11 protein-coding genes and 1 tRNA gene are annotated in these 13980 nt (G+C 68.0%); 2 read left to right on the top strand and 10 right to left on the bottom strand.

The features are described 5' to 3' along the window. Positions 1 to 63 precede the first annotated feature (63 nt). Entirely contained in the window at positions 64 to 1434 is a 1371-nt protein-coding gene (locus RAH39_RS06960; protein ID WP_306592087.1) for a tryptophanase, read from the top strand. A gap of 123 nt (positions 1435 to 1557) precedes the next feature. On the opposite strand, the gene RAH39_RS06955 is transcribed toward RAH39_RS06960, so the two are convergent. The 8 genes from RAH39_RS06955 to RAH39_RS06920 form a co-directional block, all read right to left on the bottom strand. Next, positions 1558 to 3540: an ABC-F family ATP-binding cassette domain-containing protein gene (locus RAH39_RS06955; protein WP_306592086.1), complete on the bottom strand. Its 1983-nt coding sequence runs from the start codon at positions 3538 to 3540 to the stop codon at positions 1558 to 1560. Positions 3541 to 3591: 51 nt separating this feature from the next. Further along, positions 3592 to 3667 (bottom strand) — tRNA-Ala (locus RAH39_RS06950). A 51-nt stretch (positions 3668 to 3718) separates the two neighbouring features. After that, on the bottom strand, positions 3719 to 5659 hold the full coding sequence (locus RAH39_RS06945) for a LysM peptidoglycan-binding domain-containing protein (RefSeq protein ID WP_306592085.1): 1941 nt from the start codon (positions 5657 to 5659) through the stop codon (positions 3719 to 3721). Positions 5660 to 5663: 4 nt separating this feature from the next. Continuing rightward, positions 5664 to 6050 (bottom strand): glycine cleavage system protein GcvH, encoded by a 387-nt coding sequence (gene gcvH / locus RAH39_RS06940; RefSeq protein WP_306592084.1) that lies wholly within the window; start codon positions 6048 to 6050, stop codon positions 5664 to 5666. 45 nt (positions 6051 to 6095) lie between these two features. Continuing rightward, positions 6096 to 7208: a glycine cleavage system aminomethyltransferase GcvT gene (gcvT, locus tag RAH39_RS06935; RefSeq protein ID WP_306592083.1), complete on the bottom strand. Its 1113-nt coding sequence runs from the start codon at positions 7206 to 7208 to the stop codon at positions 6096 to 6098. 25 nt (positions 7209 to 7233) lie between these two features. Beyond that, a complete protein-coding gene (sfsA, locus tag RAH39_RS06930; protein WP_306592082.1) occupies positions 7234 to 7980 on the bottom strand; it encodes a DNA/RNA nuclease SfsA in 747 nt (248 codons plus the stop codon). Further along, positions 7971 to 8537, bottom strand: coding sequence for a D-glycero-alpha-D-manno-heptose-1,7-bisphosphate 7-phosphatase (locus tag RAH39_RS06925; protein WP_306592081.1), 567 nt, complete (start codon positions 8535 to 8537; stop codon positions 7971 to 7973). The genes sfsA and RAH39_RS06925 overlap by 10 nt, the downstream gene beginning before the upstream one ends. Beyond that, positions 8534 to 9586 (bottom strand): TolB family protein, encoded by a 1053-nt coding sequence (locus RAH39_RS06920; RefSeq protein ID WP_306592080.1) that lies wholly within the window; start codon positions 9584 to 9586, stop codon positions 8534 to 8536. The genes RAH39_RS06925 and RAH39_RS06920 overlap by 4 nt, the downstream gene beginning before the upstream one ends. 83 nt (positions 9587 to 9669) lie before the next feature. Here RAH39_RS06920 and RAH39_RS06915 point away from each other — a divergent pair, with 83 nt between their 5' ends. Further along, positions 9670 to 10386: a CoA transferase subunit A gene (locus tag RAH39_RS06915; RefSeq protein WP_306592079.1), complete on the top strand. Its 717-nt coding sequence runs from the start codon at positions 9670 to 9672 to the stop codon at positions 10384 to 10386. Here RAH39_RS06915 and RAH39_RS06910 read toward each other — a convergent pair. Both RAH39_RS06910 and RAH39_RS06905 read right to left on the bottom strand, forming a co-directional pair. Further along, complete coding sequence (locus tag RAH39_RS06910; protein WP_306592078.1) at positions 10367 to 12172, bottom strand: response regulator; 1806 nt, start codon at positions 12170 to 12172, stop codon at positions 10367 to 10369. The genes RAH39_RS06915 and RAH39_RS06910 overlap by 20 nt on opposite strands. After that, on the bottom strand, positions 12169 to 13839 hold the full coding sequence (locus RAH39_RS06905) for a sensor histidine kinase (RefSeq protein ID WP_306592077.1): 1671 nt from the start codon (positions 13837 to 13839) through the stop codon (positions 12169 to 12171). Before RAH39_RS06905 ends, RAH39_RS06910 begins: the two co-directional genes overlap by 4 nt. Between the last annotated feature and the right edge of the window lie 141 nt (positions 13840 to 13980).

Below are 13980 nucleotides of genomic sequence, written 5' to 3'. Positions count from 1 at the left end.
CAGCCCCTTGTGATGCGGGTCTCCGGGCGCTCCGGTACCCTGGGCCTTTCGTCTGGAGCCGCCATGCCCCGCACCATGATCGAGCCTTTCCGCATCAAGTCGGTGGAGCCCATCCGCATGACCTCGGCCCAGGAGCGGCTGGAGCTGCTGGAAGCGGCCAAGCTCAACGTGTTCAAGCTGCGGGCCGAGGACGTGCTGCTGGACTGGCTCACGGATTCGGGCACGGGCGCCATGAGCTCCGCCCAGTGGGGCGCCATCATGATCGGCGACGAGAGCTACGCCGGCGCCAAGAGCTTCTTCCGGCTGGAGGCGGTGCTCCAGGACATCACGGGCATGGCCCACTTCATTCCCACCCACCAGGGCCGCGCCGCCGAGAAGGTGCTGTTCAGCGCCGTGTGCAAGCGCGGCGAGCTGGTGCCGAACAACTGCCACTTCGACACCACCCGCGCCAATCTCGAGTTCAACGGCGTGGAGGCCGCGGATCTGGTCATTCCCGAAGGCCTCCAGCCCAGCCTGATCCACCCCTTCAAGGGAAACATCGACCTGGAGCGGGTGGAGGCCCTGCTGAAGGCCGAAGGCGACCGCATCCCCTTCGGGATGATCACCGTCACCAACAACACCGGCGGCGGGCAGCCGGTCTCCATGGCCAATCTCCGCGCCTATTCGCAGCTTCTCCGGAAGTACGGCAAGCCCCTGATCATGGACGTCTGCCGCTTCGCCGAGAACGCCATGTTCATCAAGCTGCGCGAGGACGGCTACCAGGACACGCCCATCAAGGCCATCTGCCAGGAGATGTTCAGCTACGCCGACGGCTGCACCATGAGCGCCAAGAAGGACGGGATGGTGAACATCGGCGGCTTCATCATGCTGCGCGGCGAGGAGTGGCTGGATCCCGTCCGCAACATGCTGATCCTCACCGAGGGCTTCCCCACCTACGGCGGCCTCGCCGGACGCGACCTGGAAGCCCTGGCCGTGGGCCTGGAGGAGGGCATGGAGGAGTCCTACCTGCGCTACCGCCTCCGCACCGCCGAATACCTGGGCGAGAAGCTGGAGGCCGCGGGGGTCGGCTTCGTGAAGCCCACCGGCGGCCACGCGGTCTACATCGACGCCAAGACGGTCCTGCCCGACATGCCCGTGGCGCAGTATCCGGCGTGGGCCCTGTGCAACGCCCTCTACCTGGAGGGCGGGATCCGCGGCGTGGAGATCGGATCCGTCATGTTCGGCAAGCGGCTGGAGGACGGCACCGAGACCTTCCACAGCATGGAGCTGGTGCGCCTGGCCTTCCCCCGCCGGATGTACACCCAGAGCCACTTCGATTTCGCCGCCGAAGTCATCGCCGAAGTGAAGGCCAAAGCCAAGGAGATCCGCGGCGTGAAACTCGTCAAGCAGAGCCAGTACCTCCGCCACTTCACCGCCGAGATGGCCTGGGCGTAGACGTCAAAGCGGGAACCCCGATCCACGCCGATTAAATCAGATGAACACCGATGGAGAACTCGTCTTTATCGGTGCTCATCAGCATTTATCGGGGTTCATCGGTGGCTGGCAGTGCTTCCTGCCTCAGCGCTGGGCTTCTTCCAACGCGCCTTGCGCAGCTTCCCAGTCGCTCATGGCGTAGGCGAGGTCCGCTTCCAGCCCTTTCTGGGCGTCCAGCTTGGCGCTGAAGGCCTGCCAGCCGGCGGGATCCATGGTCGCCATCTCCTTCTGGATGCTGGCGAGGCGGGCTTCCAGCTCCCCCACCTTGGCCTCAGCTTCGGCCACGTGCTTCTCGAAGCGCTTCACCGCGCGCTGCTTGTCCTTGTCGATGGGGCCCTGCGGTTTCGCGGGGGAGAGCGCCTTGGCCGCTGGGGCGGCCTTCACGGGGGGTTCCGGCTTCTTCTCCACCTTCTTCGGAGGTTCCGGTTCCACGCTGCCCGCTTCGTCTTCGGCACCCAGGTCCAGGTCCACCCAGGCCTGATGATCCTCGTAGCCGCCTTCGCGCAGCTCCGCCTTCCCCTCGTGGATGCGGAGGAGGGAATCCGCCACGCGGCCCAGCAGGTAGCGGTCGTGGGTCACGACGATGGCGGCTCCGCTGAAGCTCAGGATGGTGTCCTCCATGGCCTCCATGCTGGGGATGTCCATGTGGTTCGTGGGCTCGTCCAGAAGCAGCAGGTTCACGCCCTGGCGGATCAGCGTGGCGATGCTCAGCCGGGCCCGTTCGCCGCCGGAAAGGGCGGTGACGGGCTTGTCCACGTCGTCCCCGCGGAACTGGAACTTGGCCAGGAAGCCCAGCACGTCCTGCTTCACCGCCTGGGGATTCACCCCGTGGATCTGCTGGAACACCGTGTTCCGCTGATCCAGATTCTTGTGGTGCTGGTCGAAGTAGCCGAGCTTCACTTGGCTGCCGAGGCGGGCGCGGCCGGTGATGAAGGGGATCTCCTCCGCCACGGCCTTCAGGAGCGTGGACTTGCCGGTGCCGTTGAGGCCCACGATGCCCAGCTTCTGGCCGCGCTTGATCTGGAGCTGCTCCACCGGCGCGTAGAGGGGCTTCCCGCCCCAGCCCACGCTGGCGTTCTCCAGGACCAGCGCCACGTCGCCGCTGCGCTGGGTCTCCGGAAAGCTGAACTTGACCTTGCGGCGGTCCTGCAAGGGCTTCTGGATGCGGTCCAGCTTGGAGAGGTGCGTGCGACGGCCCCGGGCCTGCTTGGTGTTCTGCCCGGCGATGTTGCGGCGGATGTATTCTTCCTGCTTCTTGATGTAGGTCTGCTGCTGTTCGTAGTGCCGCTCGAGCAGCTCCAGCTCCTGCTCCTTCTTCTCCATGAACTCGGAGTAGTTGCCTTCGTAGACGCGCGACCGGCCCAGTTCCAGCTCCAGGATCTCGGTGGCGATCTTGTCCAGGAAATAGCGGTCGTGGCTGATGACGGCCACCGTGGCGTCCGTCGCCTGGATGAAGTCCTCCAGCCAGCGCAGGCTGGGCAGGTCCAGGTGGTTGGTGGGCTCGTCCAGCAGCAGCAGGTCCTGGCCCTGGAGAATGGCCTTGGCCAGCATCACGCGGCTCTTCTGGCCGCCAGAGAGGGTCTCCACCGGGCGCTCGAAATCGGAGGCCGCGAAGCCCAGCGACTGGAGGATGCTCTCGGCGCGGGCGCGGATGCTGAAGCCGTCGAGCCGCTCGAAGGCCTCGGTCACGGTCTCGTAGCGGGCCATCACGTCGGCGAGATCCGCCCCGGCCTCGCCCATGCGGTGCTCCAGGTCGCGCATCTCGTGCTGCAGCCGCTCTACGTCGCCGAAGGCCGCCAGCGCTTCTTCCAGCACGCTGCCCTGGGTCTCGGGGACGAGATCCTGGGCGTAGTGGCCCATGCGGATTCCCCGCTCCTTCGTGGGCCGCACCACGGTGCCCGCGTCGGCTTCCAACTGGGCGAGGAGCAGCTTGAAGACGGTGCTCTTCCCCGCGCCGTTGCGGCCGATCACGCCCCAGCACTCGCCCTCCTGGATCGCCCAGGTGACGTCCTTCAGCACTTCCTGAGGGCCGAAGCGGAGGTCGACGTGATTGAGGGAGGCGAGCATGTCCGTCGTTCAGCCTTCAGCAAGAAGGCCACCTTTCGGTGGCCTTCTGTTTGGTGGAGCCAATCGGGATCGAACCGACGACCTCTTGCATGCCATGCAAGCGCTCTCCCAGCTGAGCTATGGCCCCATTCGGGAAAACCTAGTATCACACCCCTTCCGCGCTTCTGCAAGCACAGATCTATCGCGGCGCCAGCCGGAGACGGCGGCCCGCCTCGATCCGGTCGCCCTTCAGGCCATTCCAGACCTTGAGATCGCTGGCATCCACGCCGTACTTCCGGCCGATGGCGGCGAGGGTCTCGCCCTTCTGCACGACATGGGTGCGCACGCCGGTAGCCGCGGGCGCGACCCCGCCCGGGAGCCGTACCGCATCGCCGGGATGTAGGCCCTTGGCGGCCTGGGAATTCAGGCGCAGGAGCTGGCCCAGCGGAACGCCCTTCGCCCGCGCGATCTTCGCCAGGGTGTCGCCGGAACGCGCCCGGTAGACGCTGCCAGCTTCCGCCTCTTCTCCAGGAGCGGACCGCGATTTCCGCTCGTCCTCGGGGGACAGGATCGGCGTCGGAGCGGGAAGCTTCGCGCCAGGCTTCCGGATCTCCACCGGCGGCGCTGGAGCGGGCTCGCTCGGCGCGGAAGCCGCCGGAGAGGGCTCCACCGCGGGAACGTTGGGAAGCGGATCCAGGGGCTTGTCGCCCAGCAGCTTGACGCGCTCGACCTTGGGCGCCAGATCGCGGTCGTCGAGAACCAGCGGAGGAGCGGGCGGAACCAGCAGCCGGCGGCCGGGACGGAACTGCTTCGCGGTGATGTCGTTGGCGTCCAGGAGGTCGTCGGGCGTGAGCTTGAAGCGCCGCGCCACCTTCACGAGCGTGTCGCCCTTGCGGACGGTGTAGTGCTGGAAGTCCAGCCGCTTGCCGGCGGGCAGCTTCGCGAGCTGACGGAGGCATTCGCCGGCCTTGCCGGGCGGAACGCGCAGCGGGTAGGCGCCCGGCGGGGTGGATCCGCGGAGAAGTTCGGGGTTGAGGGTCTTGAGGGTGGCGAAATCGGTTCCGGCGCACCGGGCGAGCACGGTGAGGCTGGTCATGTTGGGCACCATCGCCGTCTCGTAGGCGTAGGGCGGCAGCGCCTGGATGCGGAGGCCGTAGCGCTCGGGATTGCGTCCCACCAGGATCGCGGCGCACAGCTCGGGCACGTAGTTCTTGGTCTCGGTGCGCAGCCAGCGCGACCGGGCGAGGTCCCAGAAATTGCGGGTGCCGAGGTTCTGGATGGCGCGCTCCAGGGTGAGCGGCCCGGCGTTGTAGCCGGAGACCGCCAGGTACCAGTCGCCGGAGATCTCGTAGAGCCGCTTGAGGTAGCGGGCCGCGGCGCGGGTGGCCTTCACCGGATCCCGGCGCTCCTCCACCCAGGCGTTCCCCGTCAGGCCGTAGATCCGGCCGGTGGAACGGATGAACTGCCACATGCCCACGGCCTTGGCCTTGCTCTTGGCCTCGTTGCGGAAGCCCGATTCGATGACCGCGAGATAGGCGAGGTCCGAGGGCACGCCCTCTTCCGCGAACACTTGGCGCACCATGGGCATGAAGACCGACGCCCGCCCCAGGGCGTTCTCCATGAAGCCCCGCTTCTCTTTGGTGAAGAGGCTCACCCACGTCAGAACCTTGTCGTTCAGGTCCAGGGGGAAGTCGTAGGTGGCGCCCTGCTCCGCCGCGCGAACCCGCTCCAGTTCCGTCCGCAGCTCCACTCCGCTGAGGGAGACGACCTCTTCCGGCGCCTTGAGGCCGGGATTGGCTTCGGGGGCCTGGCCCGCTTCCACCTCCTCTGAGGCGAGCTGGTCCTGGACTTCCTTCAGCCGCTGGAGGAGCGCCTGGATCTCCGGCCGGCGCAGCAGCTCCGGCGACCAGTCCGCCGTCAGCACGTCCGCCTCGTCCGCGCGGGTCCCCGCGGTCTCCTCGTCCTCCGCCTCCAGGGCGCGCTCCGCCGCCTCGACGAGCGCCCGGAGGCGCGCGGTGCGGGCGGCGTCCGATTCGGGCGCGCGCGGAGGGGCCGCGGCCGCATGCGACGCGGGGGGCGGCACCTGCACCTGCGCAGGCACCGCCCCCCAGAGGAGGGCTGTCAGGAGCGGCAGCGCCATGAGCCTAGTGGCTTTCCGCGCCCACCAGCGCCTCGTAGGCGGCGGCGTCCAGCAGGTCGCCGGCCAGTTCCCCCGACAGCTTGATCTTCACCATCCAGCCCTTGCCGTAGGGATCCTCGTTCACGGCTTCCGGATGGTCCGCCAAGTCGGCGTTCACGTCCACCACGGCGCCGGCGGTGGGCATGTTCAGCTCCGACACGGTCTTGACGGATTCCACCGTCCCGAATTCCTCGCCGCGCTCGAAGGCCGCGCCCACTTCGGGCAGATCCACGAACACCACGTCGCCCAGCGCTTCCTGCGCGTACTGCGTGATGCCCACCAGCGCCGTGCCGTCGCTCGCGGGCTTCACCCACTCGTGGTCCTTGGTGTACTTCAGGTCGGCGGGAAACATGGATCCTCCAGGGGTCGCAGGGAAGGTGGAGCGGGGGACCGGCAGCTACTTCTGCCGCTTGTAGAAGGGCGTGGGAATGATCTCGGCATCCACGGCCCGGCCACGGATCTCGATCTGGATGCGGCCGCCGACCTTGGCCGCTTCCGTGGGGACGTAGGCCAGGCCGAGGTTGAACCCGCACGTGGGCGACGGCGCGGCGCTGGTGACGAAGCCGACCTGCTGTCCGCCCTGCACCACCGGCATGTGGTCGCGGGCGATGTCGCGCTTCTCCAGGGTCTTGAAGCCCACGAGCTTCCGGGGCGCCGGCGCCGTCTTGGCGGCCACCAGGGCGTCGCGGCCGATGAAGTCGCCCTTGTCCAGTTTCACGATCCAACCGAGGCCCGCTTCCAGGGGATGGATGGTGTCGTCGATCTCGTGGCCGTAGAGCGCCATCTTGCATTCCAGGCGGAGCGTGTTGCGGCAGCCGAGGCCCGCGGGAACGAGGCCCTGGGGCTTTCCCGCCTCCAGCACGGCATTCCACAGGCGCTCCGTGTCCCCGGCGGGGCAGTACAACTCGAACCCGTCCTCGCCGGTGTAGCCCGTGCGGCTGATGAGGCACGGGACTCCCGCGACTTCACCGTGGGTGAAGAAGTAGTAGCCGATGGGCGCCAGGGGCGTCGCGGTGAGGGGCTGGAGAATGGTTTCGGCGAGCGGTCCCTGGAGGGCGATCTGGCCCGTGGCGGGGCTCTCGTTCACCACCGTGCAGTCGAAGGCGGGGGCGTGCTGCTGGACCCAGGCGAAGTCCTTGTCCACGTTTCCGGCGTTCACCACCAGCAGGAATTCCTCTTCGCCCTCGCGGTAGACCAGCAGGTCGTCGACGAAGGTCCCGTTCTCGTAGAGGAAGGCCGTGTAGTGGACCTGGCCGATCGCGAGCTTGGAGACGGCGTTGGGCGTCAGATGTTCAACCAGAGCCAGGGCGCCGGGGCCCTTCACGCGGATCTCCCCCATGTGGCTGACGTCGAACAGCCCCGCCTGGGTGCGGACGGCCTCGTGCTCGGCGATGATCCCCGTCGGGTACTGAACGGGCATGTCCCAACCCCCGAAATCCACCATTTTGGCGTTCAGGGCGCGGTGCGCGGCGTTCAGGGGGGTCTTCATCAGATCGGTGGCGGTGGCCATGGGAACTCCGGCGGGAGCCTCCAGTCTAGCCCCGCCTCACCCACGGCAGAAGGCCCGTCAATTCCCAGCCGAGGCGCCACAGATCGCCGTTTTCGGGGCTTGTGACCAGACGCACAGCGAGGGGAAGGACGAGCACGCCCGCCTCCGCCGCGCGATCCAGTTCCGCCGCGTAGAGCGGATCGATCTCCCGGGCGGCGTCGAAGCGGTCCACGTCGCCGCGGTGGACGAAGAGGGCGATGGCGGCGCGATGGCCCTCCCGGACCATGGCCTGGAGCTCCCGCAGATGCTTGGTGCCGCGCTCGGTGACGGCATCGGGAAAGAGGCCCCAGGAACCTTCCTTCAGGGTGGTGTTCTTCACTTCGATGAATACGCTCCGCCCGTCCGCATCCGACGCGAGCACGTCGATCCGGCTCCTCTCCGACCCGTATTTCACTTCCGTCCGGACGTCGCGGAGGCCCGCCAATCCCGGCAGCGCGTCGCGCCGGGCGGCCTCGGCCACCACGCGGTTGGGCATCCCCGTCTCCACGCCCAACCAGCCGTCGCCCCGGGCCACGGCGAGCCACGTGAACTCCAGTTTCCGATCGGGGTTGGCGGCGCGCTCCAGGAGCACGCGGTCACCCGCTTCCCAGCAGGTCCGCATGGACCCGGTATTGGTGCAGTGGGCGGTGACGACGGAGCCGTCCGCCAGCTGCACGTCGGCCAGGAAGCGCTTGTACCGCTGGACCAGCGTTCCCGCGACGAGGCCCGTCTTCTCCAGCAGGATCACGGCCACTGCTCCAGGATGCGGTCCACCGCTTCGGCGAGATCGGCGGCGACGAGATCCGCGGAAGAGCCGTCCACACCGGCACCGTAGCCGGTGCGGACGAGCGCCGATCGACACCCCGCCCGGTGGCCCGCCTCCAGGTCGAGGGCCTTGTCGCCCACCATCCACGACCGGCCCAGATCCAGGCCGTGCTCTTCCGCGGCGCGGCGCAGCATTCCGGGATTGGGCTTGCGATCGGGATGGTCCGCCACGGCGTACTCCCCCTGCCCCTTCTCGTGGTGGGCGGAGGCGTAGACGGCGTCGATCCGCGCGCGCTCCAAGGCCAGCAGGGACTCCATCCGGCTCATCACGGCGGCGAACTCCTGCCAGCCGTACTTTCCGCGGCCGATCCCGCTCTGGTTCGTCACCACCACCACGGGGATGCCCCGGGCGTTCAGCCGGGCCACGGCGGCGGCGGCGCCGGGAATCAGCACCAGCCGCTCGGGATCGCAGAGGTAGTCCACCTCCTCGTTGAGGGTCCCGTCCCGATCCAGAAAAACCGCCGGCTTCATGGAACTCGGGCTCACGGCAGCCACTCCGCGACGCACACGTCGAACAGGCGCGGTCCCCGAGGCGCCCGACCGCTGACCCACAGAAGCTTCTTTCCGTCGGGGCTGAAGTGGGGGAAGGAGTTGAACAGGCCCGTCCAGGTGAGCCGCTCCAGTCCCTTGCCGTCCAGGCCCACGCGGAAGAGGTCGAAGGTCCGCCCCTTCCCTTCCTGATCGTGGTGGTTACTGGCAAAGACGAGGCCCTTGCCGTCCGGCGTGAAGATGGGCGCGAAGGCCGCGCCGGGGAGCTTCGTCACCTGCCGCTTGCCGCTGCCGTCGGCCTTCATCACCCAGATGTCCATCTCCATGGGCTCGACGAGGTGCTGCTTCAGCAGCTCCCGGTAGGCGGCGGTGGCGGCCTCGCCCTTGGGGTAGTTGGTCCGCCACGCGATGAGGCTGGAATCGGGACTGAACACGCCGCCACCGTCATAGCCCACGCCGTCCGTGAGGCGGAGGAGGTGGCTGCCATCGAGATCCGCCCGCCACAGGTCGACGTCCCCGCCCCGCTCGCTGGTGAACACCACCCACTTCCCGTTGGGGGAGACGGTGGCCTCGGCGTCGTAGCCCGGCGAAGGCAGGAACGGCTTCGGATCGCTGCCGTCGGCGTTGGCGATGGTGAGGTCGTAGCCGGAAAACACCGGCCAGCGGTATTTCCCGGGGGTGAACGGGGGCGCCTCGGGGCACTCCGGGCCCGCCCAGTGGGTGCTGGCGTACAGGATCTTGCGGTCGCCGGGCAGGAACCAGCCGCAGGTCACGCGGCCCTTGCCGGTGCTGACGCGCATCTGGGCCGAGCCGTCGGCGTTCATGGTGTAGAGCTGGTCGCAGGGATAGCCGTCGCGGGTGCTCTGGAAGACGATCCGCTTCCCGTCGTTCGACCAGTAGGCCTCCGCGTTCGAGCCGGTGCCCGTGAGCTTCTTGACGTTCCGGAGGTGGGTCTCGCGCGGCTCGTGGAGCGGATTCTCGGACGCGGGCTGGGCCGTGGCCGCCAGCGACAAGAAGCAGAGGGGAGCGAGGATCGCGCGGAGCATGGCCGGTCCTTTCCTGGTGGAACGGGAACTGGAGCAGGATGCCAGAGATGGCACACTGGGGCACATCCACATCCGAGGCACCCATGATCGACAAGCGCGTCTCCACCGCCCTGGAAGCCGTGAAGGACATTCCGGACGGCGCCCACTTGGCCGTGGGCGGATTCGGGCTCTGCGGGATCCCCGAGCATCTGATCGCCGCCCTGGCTCAAACCGGCGTGAAGGATCTCACCTGCTATTCCAACAACGCGGGCGTGGATGGTTTCGGGCTGGGAATCCTGCTGCGGAACCGCCAGATCCGGAAGATGGTGAGCAGCTACGTGGGAGAGAACGCCGAATTCGAGCGCCAGTTCCTCAGCGGCGAGCTGGAGGTCGACCTGGTGCCCCAGGGCACGCTGGCCGAGCGGATGCGGGCGGGAGGCGCCGGCATCCCGGCCTTCTTCACCCCGACGGGCGCCGGAACGCCGGTGGCGGAAGGCAAGGAGACGCGCCTGTTCGGCGGGCGAGAGTGCGTCCTGGAAGCGGCCATCGTCGCCGACTTCGCCCTGGTGAAGGCCTGGAAGGCGGACCGCCTGGGCAACCTCGTGTACCGCAAGACCGCCCGCAATTTCAATCCCGCCGCGGCCACCTGCGGGAAGATCTGCATCGCGGAAGTGGAGGAGATCGTCGCCGTGGGCGACCTGGATCCCGATGCCATCCACACGCCCGGCATCTTCGTCCATCGTCTGGTGCTAGGCACCGCCTACGAGAAGCGAATCGAGAAAGTGGTCACCCGCCCGGGCGTCACTCCATCGGCAGGCTGATCCGCACGCGGGTCCCGCCTTCCGAAGATTCCAGAACGACGGTGCCTCCGTAGGCGGTCATCAGCTGCACGCAGTGGGGCAGGCCCTTGCCGGGACGGCGGCCGGGGCCCGGTTCCACGCCGCGCAGGGTGGAAAAGGGCTCGAACGCCTGCTCCATGTCCTCCTGGCGGATGGGACCGCCTTCGTCCTCCACTTCCAGCCGGAAGTGCCGGTTCCCGCCCCAGGTGCGGATCCGGATGGGCCCGGGTTCCCCACCCCGGGCATGGGCGAGGAGGTACTTCAGCGCTTCCGAAAAATCCGTGTACACCCCGTACAGCAGGTCACGGGAGGCCTGGAAGTTCAAATGCACGGCCAGCCCCGCGGGGCCGCTGCTTTCCGCGCGGGAAAGCTCCACCTCCTGGCGGAGCAGTTCGTGAAGGTGGATCCATTCGGGCGTGCTGGTCTCCCCCTGCCCCGCCCGGCGGAGGAGGGCGCGGAACAGGCTCTCCACCTGGGTGGTGGCCCGGCTGATCTGATCCATGGCGCGCCGGCACTCCACATGGAATTCCCCGCCCCCCTCCGTCCGGTCGATGAGGGCCGACATCGCCTGGCTCTCGGCCTTGAGGGTGGTCACGGGCAGTTGGAGGCGCTGGGCCATCCGCAGGAACAGGTCGCCCAGGGCGGCCTTGCGGTCCTTGGCTCCGAGGGCGCGCTGGGCCTCCTTGAGGGCTTCGTGGGCGGATTCCAGCCCTTCGTAACTGGTGCCGAGGGCCAGGCTGGTCTCGTCTAGGTGGGCGATCAGGTCGGCGTTCTCCAGGCTGACCTGGAGGAGCCCCGCGTGAAGGGCGACCAGTTCCGCCTCGAAGGGCTGGAACGGCTTCCCTCCTCGGTCGGCGGCGAGAAAACCCCACAGCCCCGCCTCGTGGGAGCGGCTGCGGAGGGGAAGGAAGAGCGCCTGGTTCCGCGGATCCCACAGCCCCAGGTCGATGCCCTGCTCCCACATGGCGGTCTGGCGCAGATCCGCGTCGAGCAGGACGCCGGTCAGGGGGAGGGCTCCCGCCCGGACCGGGAGCGGATGGGCGCCGGGCAGGACGGTCGTCTCGCCAAACGCCGCGTCCTTCCACGCGAGGCCGTGCAGGTAGGTCCCGCTGGGGTGGAGCCGATAGAGGCTGAGGTGATCGAGCCCCTGGTCCTCCCGCAGCCGGCCCAGGACGCGGGACAGGATCTCCTCTTCCTCCCGCAGGGGGATGATCTCCTTGCTGAGGGCGAGCAGCCTGGACAGGTGGTAGCTGCGCAGCTCCAGGGCGCTCTGGGCCTCCAGCAGCTTCCGGTTGCCCTCCTGGGCCTCTCGCAACTGGGTTTCCAGGTGCTCCACCACTTTCTGGGTGAACTGGCGGAGGGCCTCGCCTTCCCGTCCGTGCTCCAGCCGATCGCGGTGCCCGCCCAGATAGGCTTCCACCTGGCTGACGAACAGGAAGGGATCGATGGGCTTGGAGATGAACCCGTCGCAGCCCGTCACCAGCGCCGTCTCCCGGTCGCTCCGCATGGTCTTGGCCGTGAGGGCGATGATGAGGGTGGCGTCGAGGTCGCGATTCTGGCGCAGCTTGGTGGCCACCTCGAAGCCCGAGAGCCCCGGCAGGTTGATGTCGAGCAGGATCAGGGCCGGCTTGAGTTGGGCGGCGACCTCGCAGCCCTTCAGCCCATCGTCGGCCCAGTGCATCTCGTAGCCTGCTTCGGAAAGGAGGCGCTGGACCAGCCGCCAGTTCATGGCGTTGTCCTCGATGCACAGGATCCGCGGGCCGCTCATGCGAGGCCCTCCGGCGCCAGCGGCATCTCCACCACGAACGTGCTACCCTCCCCTTTCTTGCTGGCGGCGCGGATCCGGCCCTTCATGAGGCGCATGAACCGCTGGCTGATGGCCAAGCCCAGGCCCGTGCCCCCGAACCGCCGGGTGATCCCGCCGTCCACCTGCTGGAAGGGCTTGAACAGCCGCCCCAGCTCCTCGTCGGACATGCCGATTCCCGTGTCCTCGATGAAGACGCGGAAGAGGCTGTCGGTGATCTCGGTGGAGATTCGGACGGAGCCCGCTTCCGTGAACTTGACGGCGTTGCCCACCAGGTTCGTGAAGACCTGGCGGAGGCGGTTCCGGTCGCCGAGGACGCGCACAGGGGCGTCTGGCCGGGCGTAGGACAGGGCCAGGGGCCGGTCCTGGACGAGACCCGCCGCCATGGCCTTCACCTCGTCGAGCAGTGCCACCGGATCCACCCCTTCGAGTTCCAGCTCCATTTTGCCCGCCTCGATCTTCGACAGGTCAAGAATGGAGTCGATCAGTCCCAGGAGGGACCGCCCGTTCTGGTAGATGATCCGAAGATCCTCCCCGGCTTCGGGGTCCAGTCGGCTTTCTGCATTCTGCATCAGCATCCCCGAGAATCCGATGATCGCATTCAGGGGCGTGCGCAATTCATGGCTCATGTTCGCCAGGAACTCGTCCTTCAGGCGGTCGACCTCCTTCAGCTGTTCGTAGCTGGTGAGCAGATCGTCGTTCACTTCGCGCAGTTCCCGGGTCTTCTCTTCGACCTTTTCCTCGAGGGTCGTGGCCCAGGCCCGCAGCTCGGCCTGGGTCCGCTCCAATCCCTTGGTGCGCTCCTGCACCACGTGCTCCAGGTTGGTGCGGGCCTCCTCCAGCTCCCAGATGGTCTCCATCAACTGGCGCGTGCGCTCCTGCACGCGGTATTCCAGCAGCCGGTTCTGGCGCTCGATCTCATCGCGGGAGACCCGCAGCTTGTCGGTCATCAGGGCGAACGACCGGCTCAGGTCCTGCACCTCGTCCCGGGTGTAGACCTCCACCGAGACGGCTTCCAGGTTCCCCTGGGCCACCTTCTGGGCCGCCTTGGTCAACTGGATCACCGGGCGAAGGTAGCGGTTCGACAGGAATACGGCGGCGCCGATGCCCACCCCCAGCGCGAGCAATCCCACGGCCAGGCTGACGCGGATGGTCTCCCGAACCGCCCGCTGGGTGTCCTCGGTCGTGAACCCCAGGATCAGCCCGCCCGTCCGCGGGCCCCGGGGACCCTCGTAGAAGACCGGTCCCGCCGCCACCAGGAGCTCGCTTCCGGCCCGGAAGTACAAGTGGGAGAGGCCGTCCTGCGGAAGGTAGTCCCCCGCCCAGGCAGGCGTGGTGGAGGAAAGGTCCAGGGGCTGGCCTTCGGAATCGTAGACGGCGCTGAACCGGAAGGCCGGAAGGTGCTGAACGCCCTGGAGCACCCGCCGGATATCGGTGGCCCTTCCTGCGTTCATGGCCGGGCCCAGGGCATAGCTGGCCGTCTCGGCCACCTGGCGCGCGCTCAGTTCCGCCTGGGATCGGATCTGCCGTCTGACCCAGGGAGGGTAGTACAGCAGGTCGAAGGCGACGAACAGGAGGACCAGGAGGCTGATGACGGCGCTCAGCTTGGTCTTGAGGGACAGACGGTACATGGAGGGCCCGGGATCCGCTTCAGCCTACCAGCGCCCTAGGGTCTGCTCTCAAAGTGGATGCGAGCCGCGATGGGTTCAGCCGCGTGATCCAGGAAGGCGGTGGCCGCCGGGCGATGCGGGACATCGTCCAAGGCCGCCAAC

The organism is Geothrix sp. 21YS21S-4 (genome assembly GCF_030845995.1).
Classification (GTDB): domain Bacteria; phylum Acidobacteriota; class Holophagae; order Holophagales; family Holophagaceae; genus Geothrix.
Note: the sequence above shows the minus strand (reverse complement) of the source record. Positions and strands in the feature narration are given on the sequence as shown.